Raw genomic sequence first — 19,204 nt, 5'->3', positions numbered from 1 at the left:
TGAAATTTAATAAATTTTTATAAATAAGCAGCTTCTAAAGGTTCGGGTTCTAATTCTTCTGTCCAGAACCCCTGATCTTTCATCCACTGCTTGTTGTATATTTTAGTAAGATATTTAGCTCCGTGATCTGACAATAAAATTACAGTAATATCATCATCAGTCAACTCGTCATTTAATTGTTTTAAACCTTCAATAGCAGCTCCACTAGAATAGCCCATCAATAGACCTTCAGTTCTGGCCAGCTGATACGCTGCATGCGCACTTGCTTTGTCTTCAACAGTTATAAAGCGATCAATAAGTGAAAATTCGATATTTCCGGGAATAATTTTTTTTCCAACTCCTTCTAATTGAGTGGAACCGCTCACTGAATTGTCAATTTCTCCTGTTTTAAAATAGGGGCTTAATAAGGAGCCCTCTGAATCCACAGCCACAACTCTCACATTGGGATTGCGCTCTTTGATGTACTTTGCTGTTCCTGAAATAGTGCCTCCGGTGCTGGCACATGCCAAAAAGTAAGTGAGTTTTCCTTCTGTCTGTTCCCAGATTTCCTTTCCGGTCCCCAAATAATGGGCTTCCATATTTCCGATATTGAAGTTTTGATTGAGGTAATGTGAGTTGGGAATTTGTTTGTTTAATTTTTTGGCAACAGAAAAATAGGATTTTGGGTCATCAGGTTTGACATTAGATGGACATATAATTACTGTACCGCCCATAGCCTCTATCATTTCTACTTTTGTTTTCGAAATTTTATCCTTCATTGTGAGAATGCATTTGTATCCTTTGGTAGCGGATATCATAGCAAGGCTAAAACCTGTATTTCCGGAAGTAGCTTCAATTACAGTGCCTCCAGGTTTGATTTTGCCTTCTTTTTCTGCCACTTCAAGCATATGAAGTACAATGCGGTCTTTGGTAGAAAGTCCAGGGTTTAAGCCTTCTAATTTGGCGTAAACTTTTCCTTTGACAATTTGTTCCAGACTTCTCAGCCGCACCAAAGGGGTGTTGCCTATTATTTCTGAAACATCCTGATATACACTGTCTTTTGGCATAAGCAAATATTTTATCTCAGACTCTTAGATTTTTAATGAAAGAATATGCTTTCTGTTTTAAGTTAAGGTTTTGAAAGTACACTCACAAACAGACTATTAGGCAGGTCTGAGTTGATATCAAAATTTGTTTTTTTGATTACGGATCATTATTTTTTCATAAGTTTCAGGAAATAATTTATTGATCCAGTAAGCAAAGGTAGCAGTTTTTCCAATAAGCAATAATCTTTTGCGCTTGACGATGCCTTTTAGGATCTTATTAGCCACATAATCAACACTTAAAGTTTCTCCCTGTACTTTCTGCTCAGTACTAGTCCTGATACCTGTTTGTATAAAAGTGGGGCAGGCCATCATCACATTTACACCATGTTCTTTTAGTTCAGTCCGCAGCGTATCGAAAAACCCGTGCATGGCATGCTTGCTAGCTGAATATGCAGTTCTGCCCATAAGTGGAGAATAACCTGCTACACTTGAAATGTTCACTATTGACCCTTTGTGTTGTACAATGCTGTTATAAGCCAGTTCTGTGCAATTTACAGCTCCGAAAAAATTCGTCTGAAAAAGGCTTTTAGTAACTTCCACATGTTTTCCTGGTTCAAATTTTGAAATATTGGTGATTCCGGCATTGTTTATTAGAACATCAACTTTGCCGAAATGGGCAAGTATTTTTTTGAAAGCTGATTTGCACTGTTCATAATCACCTACATCACAGGAGATGCACAATATTTCCCCATTGCTTTTTTTAGCAAGGGCTTCCAGTTCAGACAATGCTTCTTTATTTCTGCCTATTGCAGTTACATGCGCTGAATAGCTGAGCAGGATTTCTGCAAGCCTTCTCCCCAGCCCGCTGGTAGCACCGGTAATTACTATACTTTTATCTTTAAAATAGTCTTGCATCTTTTCCCAAAATATCAAGAGGCAATCGCAAGCAGTATTTTAAAACTGTCATGGATTGCCTCTTCAGATTTTTGTATGAATTATGAATTACGATTCAGTGCTTGCTTCTTCTACAACCACTTCTTCCTCAACTATGGGTTTGAGCTTGTCTTTGATCTTAGCTTCTATTTCATCTGCAAGTTCGGGATTATCGGTCAGTAATTGCTTAACAGCTTCTCTTCCCTGTCCGAGCTTGGTGCTGTCATAGCTGAACCAACTTCCGCTCTTTTGCACAATATCCAGTTCAACGCCCATATCTACAATTTCGCCCACTTTGGAAATGCCCAGTCCGTACATAATGTCGAATTCAGCCATTCGGAAAGGTGGAGCCAATTTGTTTTTCACCACTTTCACACGGGTGCGGTTACCTACTACACTGTCTTTGTCCTTGATCTGCCCAATTCTTCGAATGTCCAATCGAATAGAGGCATAAAATTTCAGTGCGTTACCACCGGTAGTTGTTTCCGGGCTGCCAAACATCACACCGATTTTATCTCTAAGCTGGTTGATAAATACGCAGGTACAGCCTGTTTTATTAATTGCCCCGGTAAGCTTTCTCATGGCCTGGGACATCAGGCGTGCCTGTAAGCCCATTTTAGAATCGCCCATTTCGCCTTCCAATTCTCCGCGCGGAACGAGTGCAGCAACTGAGTCAATAACTACAATATCCAGTGCGCCAGAGCGAATCAGATGCTCGGTAATATCCAATGCCTGTTCACCATCATCGGGTTGGGAAATAAACAGATTTTCCGTATCCACACCGAGGTTTTCTGCATAGGTTTTGTCAAAGGCATGTTCTGCATCTATCATAGCAGCCAGTCCGCCTTTCTTTTGTGCTTCTGCAATGGCGTGAATAGCAATGGTTGTTTTACCAGATGATTCCGGGCCATATATTTCCACAACCCTGCCGCGAGGAAAACCTCCTATGCCCAGTGCAATATCCAGCCCTATTGATCCACTTGAATATGTTTCTGCATTTACGACTCTGCTATCGCCTAATTTCATTACTGCACCCTTACCATAGACCTTGTCTAATTTGTCCATGGTGAGTTTTAGTGCTTTTAATTTTTCTTTGTTTGCTTCTGCCATAATTTTAAAATTTAAGAACCTCTAAAGTAAAGAAATTTAAGTGAAACAATGCTGTCGAAAGCAGGTCAAATTTATTTAGTGGATAAGTTTGGGCTTAACAGAAAATATAATTTACTCCGTAATTTCTTCTTCTGATTCCAGCAATCCTGAAGCATTTACGGGATTGAACCGCGCTATACCATTATTGGGCAATTGCACCTGGAAATCTGTCCATACTGAACTTGTGTCGCTCCTGGGGTCGGGACGATAATAATCGGTACTTACAATTTGAGCCCCACTGGCAAATGCAGCTGTTGATTTTGAATAATCATCATTGCCTTTAGCTGATTCTATACCATTGTCTGCACGAGTTCTTACGATGTAGCCATCATTTACAAATCCAGCAATTGTACTCTCATTGCCCTGTGGGCTGTTTCTCAGCAAACAAGCGGTGTAAGTTTCTCCGGGATCACCAAACACAAACATACTACGGCCTTCCAAGTTGGGATGACCGCTCACATAATGATTGATCAATTCGCTGCCACTGATGATAAACATAAATTTGCCACGGGCTTCTTTTAATATAGGCCAGTTTTTAGCCAATGCAGCTTCATTCAGGCTGGAAAAATCCCCGCGAATATCATCCGGTGTAATTACTTTTTCAAGACCAGCCCCAAAAACAGTTTTTACTTCATTGTCCAAAGCATCTGCGGCAGCGGCATCATAGGGGATGGCTTTTTTATATCCACTGAGTGATACAACATCACCCACAGCTTCGCTTTTACCTTCCACATAAATAAATATGGGCACATGATTGGGATTTTGATCTGACCAGCTTTTCAGTGCTTCCAGTGCTTGTATAAATGTGTGATAATGTGTTCTGTAGTCAAGATCTGGCACGTGCAAAACTTTGTAGCCGGGTGTATTCAGTTCCGCTATACCTGATTCTACAGGTTCGTTAACAAGGGTAAGTCCATGCCTATCGTAAAAGTGCCCTCCGTTGGGGTCATTGAAGATATCGATTTCTAAACTGCGCACATTGTGCCCAAACTGAATATCAAAGGAAGGATGCGTATAGTCCCAGTCATTTGGATCTAGATCTGAAGGGAGAAAACTGAATTGTGCAAGTTGATTAAATATCGGCTCATAAGTTCTTAGCCTGTAGCTGTTGTGGCTGGCAAGAATTTGTATTTCATTTATTTTCACTGTATCCTGTGCCTGTATTTTTACCGGTTCATCAATGATTTCATCTTCTTTTTTGAGTTCATCCTCTTTTTTGCAAGCGAAAAACAACAGAAAAAACAATGCGAAAAGAAAGGGTAGAATACGTAACATACCAGTATTATTGGTTAAAATCAAAACTTGAAGTTAAGCAAATATTAAGTGATTTTTGAGCTATAGATTGCGGGCCAAAGCTGTTCGGCACTTGTACTTACTCAGCAACTACAATTTTTTTAACCTGGCTAATGCCATTATTGTTCACTGTTCCGATAAGGTAAAAGCCATTTGACAAATGCATATTGGCTTTGCTATTGCCGGCAAGGCGAATAGATTTGATTTGCTTTCCTTCAAGATTATAGACCTGGACATTTAGCACTTCTTCATTGCTATTTTCTACAAAAACTACTCCGCTGGAAGGATTGGGGTAAATTTTAAGTGGATTGCTTTTATCAATAGCCGTATTGTCTTTAATGCCTACAGTTGGGGTATAGTCCTGCGCTAATTTCAAGGCTTCAAAAGCATTGATCCTGCCATAGCCCATTTCATTATTCCAGGCACCATATTGAAGAGTTGAATCATAATGATATGGCGCTACTTTATCTGCGCTCAGGCTTAGAATAGCTTTCACATCTTGAGCGCCAAGATTGGGATTTACAGATAAAATTAAAGCACCTACTCCGGCAGCATTTGGACAAGAGGCACTGGTACCATTGAAAGTATTGGTGTAGTTGTTGTTAGTATAGCCATTGTTTCCTGACATATCAGTAGAAGAAATAAGTACGCCAGGTGCTACAAAATCAAGATTTGTTCCATAATTGCTTCCCCATGATTCAGATGAGCAGTCATTTGGGTTTTTGCGTTCATCACACATAGAGTTGGCACCTACTGCAATAGTAATGTTTTCTAATTTGGCCGGCCAAAGCACATGTGCATCATCATTTCCCGAGGAGAAAAACATGGGTATTCCTTTTCCACCTCTACCTTGTTGATAGGCCTCAGCTATTTCTGCATTCATCACCGCTGTATTAATGCCCAATGCAAAGATAAATACATCAGGAAGGCCGGCAGAAGTACTCATAATATCTCCATTGGCTTCTCTCCATGCATAAGCCGAACCATTTATCAGCGCTTCAGAATTGGTAAAAGGCTGAATTCCATTGCTGCCAAAATCCTGATAATAAAAAATGCGTACCGGTACTATCTTGCTTGAATAAGCAATTCCGGCAACTCCGGTGCTATTGTTCCCCGAAGCTGCGGCAATACCTGCACAGGCCGTACCATGTCCATCACTCCTGAAATTGGGGGTAGGATAACCTTTGGTGTCTTGTGTTGAGTCAGCAAAAGCATCATAGCCAGGCAGCATGTTGTCAATCAGGTCTTCATGCAATGTATCCACCCCGGAATCCAGTATTACAATTTTAATGTCAGAACTTCCGGTACTGATTGTCCAGGCTGAATCCACGCTCATATCAGCCCCTACTGTGCCATTGCCCTGAATTGAATCGCCTGTATTTTGGATTGACCATTGACTGTCAAATAAAGGATCATCTACCGAAGTGACAGAAAGAGTATGTGCCGTATTGATTTGGGCTACTTTTACCCAGCTTTGTTTTTTTATTTCAGCAAGTAATTTGTCAAGTGCAGCTTCATTATCGGCCGCATTTTTCATTTTATATTGATTGGGGATAAATGCGTGTTTTTCAAGATCGCTAATTCCGAGTGCTTCGAAAAACCCTTGCATTTCTTTTTCATTTCCTGATTGAATCCGCAGAATAATTTCATTTTTTGAAAAAGCAATATGATTTTTAAAATTGCGCAATTCAGAAACAAAGCACAGTTCTGTAGCCCTGGTTTCAGTATAAACAGATGTTTCCTCTACTAAGAGCACGTTTTCATATTCCAGAAATGCAATGTAAGTAAGTTGGTTGTTTTCTGCCCACTTCAGGGCTTCTTCCTGTGAATGATCAGAGCAAAACAAAAGTGCTGAACCTTTTGCGAGCACTATATTGACAAGCAAAATAAAACACAGGCTAAATATAATTCTTAAAAATACTGACATAAGTTTTCGTGCATTTGTGCTTTGTGAAAATACACTTAATTGTTTTGATCTTGAAAAGTGCCTTTTTAAAATCTGAGTTCGGAAATTATTTATTGCTCAGCTATTAAATAATTTTCTACCTCAACTTTTCATTCCCCTTGTGCCTTTCCGCATCCCTTTTGCTTTTTTTGGCCAGGTTTTTTTGCAGGGCATCCGTTAAATCCACTCCTGTTTGGTTGGCCAGACAAATAACCACAAACAGCACATCTGCCAGCTCGTCTGCCAGCACCTTGTCTTTGTCCGATTCCTTGAATGACTGCTCGCCATATTGCCGGGCTATGATGCGCGCCACTTCTCCCACTTCTTCGGTGAGCATGGCCATATTGGTCAGCTCATTAAAATACCGCACTCCCGTTGTATTGATCCACTGATCTACTAATTTTTGCGCATCTTCGATTGTCATACTGTTTGTTTTATTGTCAATTTGTCAGCTAAAATGAAATGGCATGGACTTTGAAAATTAAGGACATTCTTTTAAAACAAAAATTAGATTATGGAACAAGGACAAATTAATGTTCAGACCGAGAATATTTTCCCGATTATTAAAAAATTCCTCTATTCCGATCACGAGATATTCCTCAGAGAATTGGTTTCCAATGCAGTAGATGCTACCCAAAAATTGAAACGTCTGGCCCGAATGGGTGAATTCAGTGAAAAACTGGGCGATTTGAGAATTCAGATCAGCAATGATGAAAAAGCACATAAGCTGATAGTAAGCGATAGCGGCATTGGAATGACAGAAGATGAAGTAAAAAAGTACATCAATCAAATAGCTTTTTCCAGTGCGCAGGAGTTTTTGGATAAATTTGAAAAAGCTGGCGATCCTGCCAGTATCATTGGGCATTTCGGACTTGGTTTTTATTCTGCCTTTATGGTAGCTGAAAAAGTTGAGATCGTTACCAAATCTTATAAAAAAGATGCGCCCGCTGTCAAGTGGAGCTGTGATGGAACCCCCAATTACGAAATGGAGGAAACTGAAAAAGAAGAACACGGAACGGACATCATTTTGTATTTGAATGAAGATTCCCACGAATTTTCCAAAGAATGGAAAATCAATGAGTTGTTGAATAAATATTGCAAATTTTTGCCTATAGAAATTCAATTTGGCACCAAAGAAGAAACCATTACCAAAGGGGAAGGGAAGGATGCCAAAGAGGAAAAGGTAGTTAAAGACAATATCATCAACAATACCGAGCCAGCCTGGACAAAAAGTCCATCTGAATTGAAAGATGAAGATTACCAGGCTTTTTATAGTGAGCTCTATCCCTATGCTCAACCGCCACTTTTCTGGATACATTTAAATGTGGATTTTCCGTTCAATCTTACCGGGATATTGTATTTCCCAAAGGTGGGACAGACTTATGAAGTACAGAAAAACAAAATCCAGCTCTATAGCAACCAGGTATTTGTTACCGATTCTGTAGAAAATATCGTTCCTGAATTTTTGATGCATTTGCACGGTGTAATCGATTCACCGGATATTCCATTGAACGTGAGCAGAAGTTACTTGCAGAGCGACCCGAATGTGAAAAAGATCAACAGCCACATCAGTAAAAAAGTAGCTGATAAGTTGGATGAGATTTTCAAAAATGAACGAGAAAGCTTTGAGGAAAAATGGGAGGAAATGAGCGTTTTTGTAAAATACGGAATGATCAGTGATGATAAATTTTACGATAAGGCCAAAGATTTTTTCTTGCTGAAAAATACGGAAGGTGGATTGAAAACCTATGAGGAATACAAAGAAAAAGTAAAGGCCAACCAAACGGATAAAGACGACAAGCTTGTACTGCTCTACAGCTCAAATACTGAAGCTCAGGATCAATATATCCAAGGGGCAAAATCAAAAGGTTATGATGTGCTTTTGTTTGACACCGTGATTGACAACCATTTTATGCAGCAATTGGAGCAAAAAATGGAAAAGCTCACTTTCAAGCGCGTGGATGCAGATACCTTAGACAAATTGATTGAAAAAGATACGGAGCAGGAATCCGTGCTTTCCAAGGATGAGGAAGAAAAACTCGAAAAATTGTTCAAGGATAATGTGAGTGAGCAAAACATTACTGTTCAGTTAAAGGCACTTTCGCACGAGGATGAGCCTGTCTATATCACCAAGCCTGAGTTTATGCGCAGGATGATGGAGATGCAGGAACTCAGTGGTCAGAAAATGCCCGGTATGTCTGAGTTTGCCAATTTGGTGGTGAATACCAACCATCCGGTGGCCAGCAAAATTTTGAAGGCTAAAAAGGAGGACAACAAAAAGGCTTTGATCGGTCAGTTGTACGATTTGGCATTGCTTTCGCAAGGAATGCTGAAAGGCAAAAAACTCACGGATTTTGTACACCGCAGCGTAGGTCTGTTGAAGTAAAAGAATCCAGTAGTCAAGTGGTCGGACGACTCAAAGTCGTCTGACCACTACATTACTGCACAATCAAAAAACCCCCGATTCAATTTTGAGTCGGGGGTTTTTATTTAAACCCTTTTGCTTAAATCCCTTGCGCTGTGGTGAACCATCAAAATATGGATTTCTTTGGGATGGATTATTTTGTAAATGATTCTATAGTTTCCTTCAATTATTTCCCTTACTTCAGGAATTCTAACTTCTTCGACAATTTTTCCCAGTCCAATGTGGGATTTCAGTAAAGTAGTCTTGTCCTTAATTCTTTCAACTTGAAGTCTGGCCAATCTTTTTGAGTCAATTGAAATATAATCATGAATTTCTTTCAAGTCTCTTTTAGCAGTTTTAAGCCACTTTATTTGAACCATTCTTTCATCTCTTTTTCCAAATCAGCTTCACTGATAGTTTCGCCATTTTTAGATTCTTCTATTCGCTTTTCTAGTTTTTCGATTAAAATTAACCTGTCAATTAATTCATCTATGGAGATGTTATCTGGAAATTTATCTATGTGCTGAAGCAATTTCTGTTTTGTAATCATCATTTTGGAATTTTGTTCCAATCTAAGAAATATGGATTTCATAAAATTGCTTCTCCGCTCTAAAGTTTATTATTCTTTTTCTCTGCGGAGGAAGAAAGTGAAAATTTTATGATGAAAATAATTTGTTAAAACATTAGTGTTTGCTTCAAAGATTTCCCATCCTTTTTCATTCATTTTCTGAATTTCAAGTATAGCAGGATTAACATCACTATAACCTTCCACCTTATTTTTATCAACTGTAATTTCTTTGTAAACTTCTCCATTTACAGAAACTTCTAATTCTCTTTCTTTTGGATAATAACTTACAACTGCAAACTCATACTGAGTCTGTGCCTCGGAAGGCAAAGAGAAAGCAATCAAAAGGACAATCGGTAAGATGATTTTTGAGATTGGGTTTTTCATAAGGTTGGTTTTTTTTATGTGAATATAATGGTTTTTCTTTAAGTGCTTCGAAAGTGCTAAACCTTTCAAGGTTTTTTAACGCCCATGCTATAAGGTATTAGGTTTGTTAATTTTTATTCCTGAAATTATTTATTCCAGACCACGCGCCCAAATTGAACTATTGAATTTAATTGTTGATTGTTTTTGATAAGTTCGCTATTTTTAATCAATTAGATTTTCCACATGGACAATGTCATAAACAAATACAAGCTTTTAAGCAATACCGCTAAAAGTCAAGTGCTTGATTTTATAGATGCTCTTCTCAGCAAAGAAAAGAGCGAAACCACGACTTCTAAAATAAGTTATAGGGACAAATTGCTTAAAGTCTCTCAATGGAGTGATTCTGATATTAAAGTCTATGAAAAAAACGCTGTATTGCTCAATAATTGGAAAGCTGAAGAATGGTAATTGATTCATCTGTTTTTATTGAATTTCTGAGGGCGAAGAATAAAAAGAATACCACGCTTTATGCTATCTCAAGTGAAACCCAATTGTTTATCAGTTCAGTAACCCTTTATGAATTATTGATGGGGGCAACTAATAAAGCAAAAACTGATGATATTAATTTGATCACTGGTGACTTAACTATACTGGATTTTGATAAACGTACTGCTGTTAAAGCAGCTCAAATATATCATAAGCTAAGAACTGAAAACAGAATGATTGAATTCAGGGATATTTTTATCGCTGCAACTTGCATTGCCAACAAGCTACCTGTTAAAACTCTTAACAAAAAGCATTTTAGTAGAATTGAAGATTTATTAATTGCTTAAAGAGAGTAGGGAAAAACCTCAATCAAATTTTAAGATCGTGGTGATTAGATGACTCTAACTTAAAAAGCTATAAACCTTCAAGGTTTTCCTGCCCGTCCATCTTGGCGGGCAAAACCTTGAAGGTTGGAAACACCATAAATTCCTACATTTGCAACTGGACAAGGCAAAACAATTTTAAACACATGAAGGTATTAATGGTCTGCTTGGGGAATATTTGTAGATCTCCTTTGGCAGAGGGGCTTATGGCCCGAAAAATCAAAGCTTACGGTCTGGACTGGGAAGTGGAGAGTGCCGGAACAGGAGGTTGGCACGTGGGAGAACAACCCGATCCCAGATCTATTGAGGTGGCAGAAAAACACGATTTGGACATTACTTATCAGCGCGGGCGACAGTTTTCCGAGTACGATTTTGAGCGTTTTGATTTGATTTACGCAATGGATACTTCCAATTACAGAGATGTAACGAAATTGGCCAATACGGAGGAAGAACGCTCTAAAGTAAAACTGATCTTAAACGAACTGATTGCAGATTCCAATGAATCGGTGCCCGATCCCTATTGGGACGATGATGGTTTTGAGCAGGTCTATCAAATGCTGGATGATGCCTGCGAAGCAATTATAAACAAATACAAATAATGAGCAAAATAAGAGCAGTCAATCCCAAGGGAATGCGCGATTTCGGCCCATCGGAATTGGCCAAAAGAAAATATATTTTCAGTACCATTCAGTCGGTTTTTGAGAAATACGGCTTTCAGCCCATAGAAACCCCGGTGATGGAAAACCTGGAAACCCTCACCGGAAAATATGGCGAGGAAGGCGATAAGTTGCTTTTTAAAGTCCTGAACTCCGGTGATTATCTGAAAAAAGCAGATGAAAAAGCACTGAGCGAAAAAGACTCAAAAGCTCTGACTGCAAGCATTTCGGAAAAAGGCCTGCGCTACGATCTCACCATTCCCTTTGCCCGCTATGTGGTGCAAAACCAAAATGACATTGCCTTTCCATTTAGGCGCTACCAAATTCAGCCCGTGTGGCGAGCGGACAGACCTCAGCGTGGGCGCTACCGCGAATTTTACCAATGCGATGCCGATATCGTGGGCAGCGATAGTTTGCTCAATGAAGTGGAGCTGGCGCAGATTTATGCGGATGTTTTTGAAAAGCTGGGCCTTAAAACCGGGATTTTAATCAACAACAGAAAAGTGCTGGCTGGCTTTGCAGAAGTGTTTGGCGTAGCCGATAAGCTCAGCGAATTCACCGTAATTCTGGACAAACTGGATAAAATTGGCAAAGAGAAAGTCGCCAATGAATGGTTGGAAATAGGCGTGAATAAATTATCGGAAAAATTGCTGGAGCTTTCTGATGAAATTGGCAATGATGCCAAATTAAAATTTTTGAAAACCCTGTTTGTCAATTCTGAAATAGGGCAAAAAGGCATCGAGGAACTGGAATTTTTGCTGGAAAAAGATTTGCCCGTAAAACTTTCACTGACCCTTGCCCGCGGACTGGATTATTATACCGGCACCATTTTCGAGGTGCAATCCACCGAAGCCAAAATGGGCTCCATAGGCGGTGGTGGCCGCTACGACAATCTCACTGAAATATTCGGCTTGAAGGATATGTCGGGCGTGGGCATTTCCTTTGGCGTGGAGCGCATTTACGATATTATGGAGGAATTGGATTTATGGCCGGAAAGCATTTTGAAAAATATTTCCACGAAAATCCTTTTCATCAATTTTGGAGGAGCAGCGGAATCGCGTGCATTTTCCATTTTGCAAATATTGCGCAAAAAAGGGATTGCTTCCGAAATTTATCCTTCGGCAGAAAAATTCAAAAAGCAAATGAAATATGCCGATCAAAAAGGTATTCCCTTTGTGGCATTTATTGGCGAAAAAGAGCTGGAAGAAAATACCGTTGGCGTAAAAAATATGGAAAGTGGAGTGCAAGAATCTTATTCGCCAGATGCATTGATTGAATTGTTAAGTTAAAACCATGCAAGAATCTATTGGCATAAAACATCTGAAATTATCTGAGCTGCGAAAAGTTTTGAGCGATGATTTTAAAATTACGCTGGATGAGGAGTTGCGCAAAAGCGTACAGGACAATCGCGCCTATTTGGAGCAAAAAATACAAGAACCCAATGCCCGATTTTACGGCATCAATACTGGTTTTGGTTCACTGTGCAATGTGCCCATTTCCAATGAGGATTTAGATCAATTGCAGGAAAACCTAGTGCTTTCTCACGCCTGTGGAATGGGCGAGGAAGTACTGCCCGAGGTGGTCAAACTGATGATGATCCTAAAGATCAAAAGCTTGGGGCAGGGTTTTTCGGGCATTCGCCTGGAAACAGTAGAGAAGCTCGTGGAACTTTACAATCATGGAATTTTCCCGGTGATCTGGGAAACGGGTTCGCTCGGTGCTTCCGGTGATTTGGCGCCTTTGGCCCATCTTTCACTCCCGCTGATTGGCAGGGGTGAAGTGCGCTACAAAGGTGAAAAACGCAAGACGGCAGATGTTTTTGCGGAGCTGAACATTGAACCCATACAACTGAAGGCCAAGGAAGGTTTGGCGCTGCTCAACGGCACGCAGTTTATGAGTGCCTGGGGCGTGTGGTCCATTTTGGAATCGAGGCGGGTAAACAAACTCGCAGACCTAACGGCAGCCATTTCCATTGATGCCTTCAATGCTTCTTCCGATCCATATCATCCGGCCATTCACAGGGTGCGTCCGCACAAGGGACAGTTGGAATCGGCTGAAAATGTGCTAAAATTTTTGGAAGGCAGTGAAATTGCCCGGCAGGCCAAATTCAATGTGCAGGATCCTTATTCTTTTCGCTGTGTGCCGCAGGTGCATGGGGCGGTCAATAATGCGCTGAACCATGTTGAGCAGGTTTTTGAAGTGGAAATCAATTCGGTGACGGACAATCCGCTGATTTTTGAAAAGGAGGATTTGATTCTTTCCGGTGGGAATTTTCATGGCGAGCCATTGGCTTTGTCCATTGATTATTTGGCTATGGCTATGGCCGAACTGGCCAGCATTTCAGAACGCAGGACTTTTCAGTTGGTCTCCGGAAACAGGGAACTGCCCAATTTCCTGACTGAAAATTCAGGCTTGAATTCTGGACTGATGATTCCGCAATACACGGCTGCCGCCATTACCAGCATGAACAAACAATTGGCTACGCCCGCTTCGGTCGATAGCATTACCTCCTCTGCCGGGCAGGAAGATCATGTGAGCATGGGCGCCAATGCCGTGGTGAAAGCGTATAAGATTGTCTATAATATTGAAAAAGTGCTGGCCATAGAATTTATGACCGCCATGCAGGCACTGGATTTTAGAAAGCCATTGAAAAGCTCGCCCAGGATTGAAGCCATAAGAAAAACCTACCGCAAAATTGTGCCCCACCTAGAAAAAGACCGCCTCCTCTACGATGATATCCAGGTAACGGTAGATTTTATGCGGGAGATTGAGGTTTGAGGTTTGTGAAGGAATGGACTTTATGCTGAAGTTCAGCTCTCATTTAAAAAACACGTGTTTCAAATTCAAAACAAAACACGTATATTTATTGTAAAAGAAAATAGCATGAATACCAAATTAACTTTGACAATAGAAAAAGAGGTCATTGAAATTGCGAAAAAATATGCAAAAGAAAAAGGACAAAGTCTTTCGGAAATAGTTGAAAACTATTTCAAGTTTGTTACTGTAAAAAGAATGAAAATCAAGGAAAAGCAACTTTCCCCTAAAGTTAGAAAACTGAGAGGAATCATTAAAACTGATCGGGATTTTGACTACAAACAAATTTTAACTGAAGAACTTTCAAAAAAATATGGAGTATAAACTTTTTGTAGATTCTGACGTAGTTATTGACTTTTTTACTGACCGAGAACCTCACGTAAACCCTGCAAGTGAACTTTTTGAACTCAATGAACAAGGAAGTGTAAAATTGTATTTATCCGCTGTAAGTATCAATAATGTTTACTATATCGTAAGGAGATTTTTAGGACACAAAAAAACGCTTGAAGTTGTTGAGACATTGACTGAAATGACCGAAATTGTTGGAACGACAAAAAAAGAGATCATTCAAGCATTAAAGAATAATTTCACAGATTACGAAGATTCAGTTCAATATTCTACTGCCTTAATGATTAAAGATTTAGACATAATTATTACAAGAAACACAAAATATTATAGAAATTCTTTAATTGCAGTTATGACACCATTGAATTTTCTGAAAATGAAAGAAAAAAACGAGAGCTAAAATCCCTAACTCCCGCCAGTTTATAGCTGGTGGTTTTAAAATCTGAAACCCATTTGCTAAACTAAACGATGGTTTTTAAAGAAAGGGGTTTATTTTTTTCAAAGGGTAGGGCAAAAAGTACCCCAATATTGAGTCGGGGTTTCTGACACAAATTTGTATATGCGTTTGGTCGTTTATGGCACAACCTTCATAGATTGGCTTTCCCTCAGGAAATGCACCTCTGACTGTATCGTAAGCTGGTAAGCTTTTTATCTCCATCATTTTGTGCAATGCTTTGAAAACTGCACAATCTAAAATTCTTGAACTACCTGAATTTGAAGGGAGAATCCTTTCACTTTCTTTATAAGAATTTTCCAGTGTCTTGTATGCTTCTTTTATCAATGGATGATGGCTGGGTTCGGTGAGATTTAGGCATCTTCCTAAATCAATTATACAGCCAATTACAAAAGGCGTATTAATCTTTCCCTTTGCCTTTTGTTTTCCAGAAGCTACCTCACCTCTTTAGCATATTCCAAAGCTCTCATGGGATTGTGCTCCCAAAAATATATTCCATGCCCCAACCAATCCCAGATATTTTCGCTTGGTTTTAGTTTAGTTTCTCCATTCAATACCTTTAGTCCAATTTTTCGGTCACAGCTATGAAAAGCCAAAATTTGTGAGGGAAGTGTTGTGTATCGATTCACAAGGTGGGCTTAGCTATTTTTTGAAAAGGTTTTTTTGGATTTTTCCGTATTTTTTTCAACAAAATCAAGTATTCCTGAAGTTTTTAGAAAATTTTCAGCTTTTTGTTTAGAACTTGTAATTTCTTTTGAAAGCTCTTTAATGATCTTGAGTTGCAATTTTTCATTTTTGCCGGAAATTCTTTCTGTATTCATTTCTATTTTCTTTATCAACTATAAAACTGCAAAAAACCAACATAAATTCCAAGTGAACAAATTTCCTCAACTACCGTCAGCTTAAAACTTGTGGTTTTAATACTGGCGTCCAATAAAACTCTTTTCTTTTTCACAATCCCTTTTCCATGTCTTTTTGGGAAACAACTTCTCCATTATCGGCTTCTTTAATAGCATTGTCTATTTCCTTTTTATAATCAGAAGAGTCAAGTGCTCGTCCATCAGAGCTGTAGGCAAGGATGTTCATGTCAATGTCTTTATCCTAAAAATAAGTAATTTGGAAGGGCTGAATGTCAGCTAGGGGTTTTATGCGGGAGTTTGAGGTTTGAGATGCTGAGCATATTCCTAAGAAAAATTTAAAGCATTTTATCCTCAAAAAATTCAGTTTTCAAAAAATCTTGCATAAATATCTAAACTTGGGTAACTTGAGCTATTCAAAACAAATTTCAAATTATGAATTTATTCTCCGGTTATTTTATAAAGTTCTTTTGCTTTATCGCTATACTATTCCTTCAAAACAATTTATATGCTCACGGTCCGCATGGCCGATCAGCTAATATTAATTTGAATAATGCGAATGCAAATACAAGTGAGCAAATTAAATTTATAGAAAACAATGGCCAGTGGAAGGCGCAGTTTGATTACAAGCTTGAATTGCATGGAGGAGCAATGTTTTTTGAAAAAAATGCGCTCACATACTCTTTTCTGAGCTCTACTGATATTGACAAACTGCAAAGCGCAAAAACCGGCCAGGGTTCTAGAACCCTTCCTGCTGACTGGACGGTAGATGCACATGCCTTTCGGGTTAATTTCAAAAATGCGCTGTCAACAGTGAAAATTACTGCTGATGATGCTTTCAGTGATTATCGCAATTACTATCTGGGCAATAATTCCCGTCAGTGGGCGACAGGTGTGCGTTCTTATCAATCCATTCTTTACTCAGGCTTGTATGATGGTGTTGATTTGAAATTTTATTCTGCAAATACGGCAGCCGCAGGTAAATCCCTGAAATATGATTTTGTAGTACATGCCGGGCACGATCCTTCAGATATTCATCTGGAATACAATGGGCTCAATAAAATGCAAGTGCAAAACGGCAACTTATACCTGGTAACTTCTGTAAATTCTGTAATTGAGCAGAAACCTTATGCCTATCAAGTTATAAATGGTCAGAAAGTCACTGTTCCCTGTAATTATAAACTCATTGGAAACGAGCTTACATTTGATTTCCCTTCAGGCTATAACAACAATCACGAACTGATTATAGACCCTGTGTTAGAGTTTTCTACCTATACCGGTTCCACTTCAGATAACTTTGGTTTCACAGCCACTTATGATTTAGATGGAAATCTATATGCTGGAGGTATTGTCTTTGGAATTGGATATCCCACAACTATAGGTGCATATCAGGTAAATTATGCAGGGCAGGTTGATGTTGGTATTTCCAAATTTTCACCAGATGGTTCCAGTTTGATTTATTCGACTTATTTGGGTGGTGTAGATACAGAACTTCCCAGTAGTTTAATAGTGAATAGTGCCAATGAACTGATAGTTATGGGCATCACCGGCTCATCTGATTTCCCTACAAGTTTAAATGGATATGACAGGACATTTAACGGTGGGACTTCTGCTTCTTTTCCCAATAACGGTGCAACTTTCAATAATGGTACAGATATTTTTGTCACAAAATTTAATACTGCCGGAACTGCGCTTTTGGGCTCTACCTATATGGGTGGAAGTGCCAATGATGGAATCAATCACAATTCAACTGCACAATTGCAGTACAATTATGGAGATCAGTTCAGAGGAGAGGTTATAGTAGATGAACAGGACAATATTTACGTAGCATCAAGTACACTTTCTTCTAATTTCCCTACAACTGCAGGAGTGTTTCAAGCAGCTTCTTCAGGTGGACAGGAGGCAGTAGTTTTTAAATTTAATACCAACCTTTCTACTTTACAATGGTCATCCTACCTTGGTGGCAGTGGAGTGGATGCAGGTTATTCACTGAAATTAGACAGCAGCAATGATTTGCTTGTTTGCGGAGGAACTACAAGTTCTAATCTTGCTAATACTTCAGGAGCATTAAATACTACTTATCAAGGAGGAGCTGCTGATGGATATGTTTCTAAAATCAACAATAGCGGAACTCAATTGATTCGCAGCACATACATCGGAACATCCGCGTATGATCAGGCTTATTTTGTAGAAACCGACCGCATGAATAATGTTTACTTATACGGTCAAAGCAGGGGAATATATCCCCTTACGCCAGGCGTGTATTCTAATTTTAATACCAAGCAATTTATTCATAAACTGGACAATTCACTCAGTTCAACTTTATTTTCTACAACTTTTGGTGCCGGTACAAGTGTCCCTAACATTTCCCCAACTGCATTTTTAGTGGATGTTTGCGGATATATATATGCATCGGGCTGGGGTGGAAACGTAAATACTTCTTGGAATTCCCAAACAGGAACCACCAATGGAATGCCGGTTTCCGGAGATGCATTTCAATCGACTACTGATGGTAGTGATTTTTATTTTATTGTTTTAGGTCCTGATGCAACATTCCTTGAATACGCTACTTTTTTCGGGGGCAATGGCTCAGCCGAACACGTAGATGGAGGAACAAGTCGTTTTGACAAGCGAGGAGCCATTTATCAGGCTGTGTGTGCAGGCTGTGGCGGGAATTCTTTATTCCCTACGACCCCGGGTGTATGGTCAAATACCAACAATAGCTCAAACTGTAACCTGGGAGCCATAAAATTTGATTTTCAGATTAATAGTGTTAATGTTGATGTAAGTACTTCTTCAACTCAGGGATGTGCGCCACTGACAATACAGTTTGATGATAATGATACTTCTGCTGTAAGTTATTTTTGGGATTTTGGAAATGGGGACACTGCCAATGTAAAATCACCATCTTACATATTTGACCAGCCAGGAACTTATGATGTGACCCTGATCGGCTTTGACTCAACAGCCTGTGTTGGAGTAGTGTTGTCAGATACAGCATATGCAACTATTGAAGTATTGTCCAGGCAAAGCGATACAGTAGATGTAAATATTTGCGATGGGGAATCCTATTTTGTGGGCGGTGCTTTGCAGACAAGTTCCGGAACCTATATTGACTCATTTACTACTACAAATGGTTGTGATAGCATTGTAACTACTATGCTTACAGTATTGCCTAATACAGCATCTGCTCAAAGCATCAGCATTTGTGATGGGGAATCATTTTTTGCTGGTGGAGCAATGCAAAGCAGTTCTGGCACCTATACTGATACATTTACCGCTGCGAATGGTTGTGACAGTGTATTGACCACTAATTTAACAGTATTGCCTAATACAGCTTCTGCTCAAAGCATCAGTATTTGCGATGGAGAATCCTATTTTGCGGGCGGAGCTTTGCAGACTACTTCAGGAACTTATACCGATACGTTTACTTCTGCCAATGGCTGTGACAGTGTATTGACCACAAATTTAACGGTATTGCCCAATGCAGCTTCTGCTCAAAGCATCAGCATTTGCGATGGGGAATCTT

General features: G+C 39.4%; 20 protein-coding genes. 9 read left to right on the top strand and 11 right to left on the bottom strand.

Annotated elements, in window-relative coordinates:
* Positions 1–17: 17 nt before the first annotated feature.
* From WD048_14045 to WD048_14020, 6 genes are all read right to left on the bottom strand, one after another.
* Positions 18–1,046 (bottom strand): pyridoxal-phosphate dependent enzyme, encoded by a 1,029-nt coding sequence (locus WD048_14045; protein MEX0813337.1) that lies wholly within the window; start codon positions 1,044–1,046, stop codon positions 18–20.
* A gap of 117 nt (positions 1,047–1,163) precedes the next feature.
* Complete coding sequence (locus WD048_14040) at positions 1,164–1,940, bottom strand: SDR family oxidoreductase (protein MEX0813336.1); 777 nt, start codon at positions 1,938–1,940, stop codon at positions 1,164–1,166.
* An 87-nt stretch (positions 1,941–2,027) separates the two neighbouring features.
* Complete coding sequence (gene recA / locus WD048_14035; protein ID MEX0813335.1) at positions 2,028–3,068, bottom strand: recombinase RecA; 1,041 nt, start codon at positions 3,066–3,068, stop codon at positions 2,028–2,030.
* A 111-nt stretch (positions 3,069–3,179) separates the two neighbouring features.
* Positions 3,180–4,382, bottom strand: coding sequence for a Ca2+-dependent phosphoinositide-specific phospholipase C (locus WD048_14030; protein ID MEX0813334.1), 1,203 nt, complete (start codon positions 4,380–4,382; stop codon positions 3,180–3,182).
* A gap of 97 nt (positions 4,383–4,479) precedes the next feature.
* Complete coding sequence (locus tag WD048_14025) at positions 4,480–6,327, bottom strand: S8/S53 family peptidase (GenBank protein ID MEX0813333.1); 1,848 nt, start codon at positions 6,325–6,327, stop codon at positions 4,480–4,482.
* Between the two features lie 115 nt (positions 6,328–6,442).
* Positions 6,443–6,769, bottom strand: a complete 327-nt coding sequence (locus tag WD048_14020; protein ID MEX0813332.1) for a nucleotide pyrophosphohydrolase — start codon at positions 6,767–6,769, stop codon at positions 6,443–6,445.
* 87 nt (positions 6,770–6,856) lie between these two features.
* Between WD048_14020 and htpG the strand changes: the two genes are divergently transcribed.
* A complete protein-coding gene (gene htpG, locus WD048_14015; protein MEX0813331.1) occupies positions 6,857–8,731 on the top strand; it encodes a molecular chaperone HtpG in 1,875 nt (624 codons plus the stop codon).
* A gap of 104 nt (positions 8,732–8,835) precedes the next feature.
* Here the strand turns inward: htpG and WD048_14010 are convergent, their stop codons facing one another.
* The 3 genes from WD048_14010 to WD048_14000 form a co-directional block, all read right to left on the bottom strand.
* A complete protein-coding gene (locus WD048_14010; GenBank protein MEX0813330.1) occupies positions 8,836–9,129 on the bottom strand; it encodes a type II toxin-antitoxin system RelE/ParE family toxin in 294 nt (97 codons plus the stop codon).
* Positions 9,117–9,302: a hypothetical protein gene (locus tag WD048_14005; protein ID MEX0813329.1), complete on the bottom strand. Its 186-nt coding sequence runs from the start codon at positions 9,300–9,302 to the stop codon at positions 9,117–9,119. The genes WD048_14010 and WD048_14005 overlap by 13 nt, the downstream gene beginning before the upstream one ends.
* A gap of 66 nt (positions 9,303–9,368) precedes the next feature.
* Complete coding sequence (locus WD048_14000; GenBank protein ID MEX0813328.1) at positions 9,369–9,701, bottom strand: hypothetical protein; 333 nt, start codon at positions 9,699–9,701, stop codon at positions 9,369–9,371.
* Positions 9,702–9,923: 222 nt separating this feature from the next.
* Here WD048_14000 and WD048_13995 point away from each other — a divergent pair, with 222 nt between their 5' ends.
* From WD048_13995 to WD048_13965, 7 genes are all read left to right on the top strand, one after another.
* Positions 9,924–10,148 carry a hypothetical protein gene (locus tag WD048_13995; protein MEX0813327.1) on the top strand — a complete coding sequence of 75 codons (225 nt, stop codon included), beginning with the start codon at positions 9,924–9,926 and terminating at the stop codon, positions 10,146–10,148.
* Complete coding sequence (locus WD048_13990; GenBank protein ID MEX0813326.1) at positions 10,142–10,513, top strand: type II toxin-antitoxin system VapC family toxin; 372 nt, start codon at positions 10,142–10,144, stop codon at positions 10,511–10,513. The genes WD048_13995 and WD048_13990 overlap by 7 nt, the downstream gene beginning before the upstream one ends.
* A gap of 182 nt (positions 10,514–10,695) precedes the next feature.
* Positions 10,696–11,148 (top strand): low molecular weight protein-tyrosine-phosphatase, encoded by a 453-nt coding sequence (locus WD048_13985; protein ID MEX0813325.1) that lies wholly within the window; start codon positions 10,696–10,698, stop codon positions 11,146–11,148.
* Entirely contained in the window at positions 11,148–12,494 is a 1,347-nt protein-coding gene (hisS, locus tag WD048_13980) for a histidine--tRNA ligase (GenBank protein ID MEX0813324.1), read from the top strand. Before WD048_13985 ends, hisS begins: the two co-directional genes overlap by 1 nt.
* 4 nt (positions 12,495–12,498) lie before the next feature.
* Complete coding sequence (gene hutH, locus WD048_13975) at positions 12,499–13,983, top strand: histidine ammonia-lyase (protein MEX0813323.1); 1,485 nt, start codon at positions 12,499–12,501, stop codon at positions 13,981–13,983.
* Positions 13,984–14,088: 105 nt separating this feature from the next.
* Complete coding sequence (locus tag WD048_13970; GenBank protein MEX0813322.1) at positions 14,089–14,343, top strand: DUF6364 family protein; 255 nt, start codon at positions 14,089–14,091, stop codon at positions 14,341–14,343.
* A complete protein-coding gene (locus WD048_13965) occupies positions 14,333–14,764 on the top strand; it encodes a PIN domain-containing protein (protein ID MEX0813321.1) in 432 nt (143 codons plus the stop codon). Before WD048_13970 ends, WD048_13965 begins: the two co-directional genes overlap by 11 nt.
* A gap of 692 nt (positions 14,765–15,456) precedes the next feature.
* Here WD048_13965 and WD048_13960 read toward each other — a convergent pair.
* Entirely contained in the window at positions 15,457–15,657 is a 201-nt protein-coding gene (locus tag WD048_13960; GenBank protein MEX0813320.1) for a hypothetical protein, read from the bottom strand.
* Positions 15,658–15,769: 112 nt separating this feature from the next.
* Positions 15,770–15,904 carry a hypothetical protein gene (locus WD048_13955; protein MEX0813319.1) on the bottom strand — a complete coding sequence of 45 codons (135 nt, stop codon included), beginning with the start codon at positions 15,902–15,904 and terminating at the stop codon, positions 15,770–15,772.
* Between the two features lie 206 nt (positions 15,905–16,110).
* Between WD048_13955 and WD048_13950 the strand changes: the two genes are divergently transcribed.
* Positions 16,111–19,204 (top strand): PKD domain-containing protein (locus WD048_13950; protein MEX0813318.1); only part of this gene is annotated, 3,094 nt, incomplete at its 3' end.

It is taken from the genome of Chitinophagales bacterium (assembly GCA_040877935.1).
GTDB lineage: Bacteria > Bacteroidota > Bacteroidia > Chitinophagales > CAIOSU01 > JBBDNB01.
This window is presented reverse-complemented; position numbering and strand designations above follow the sequence as displayed.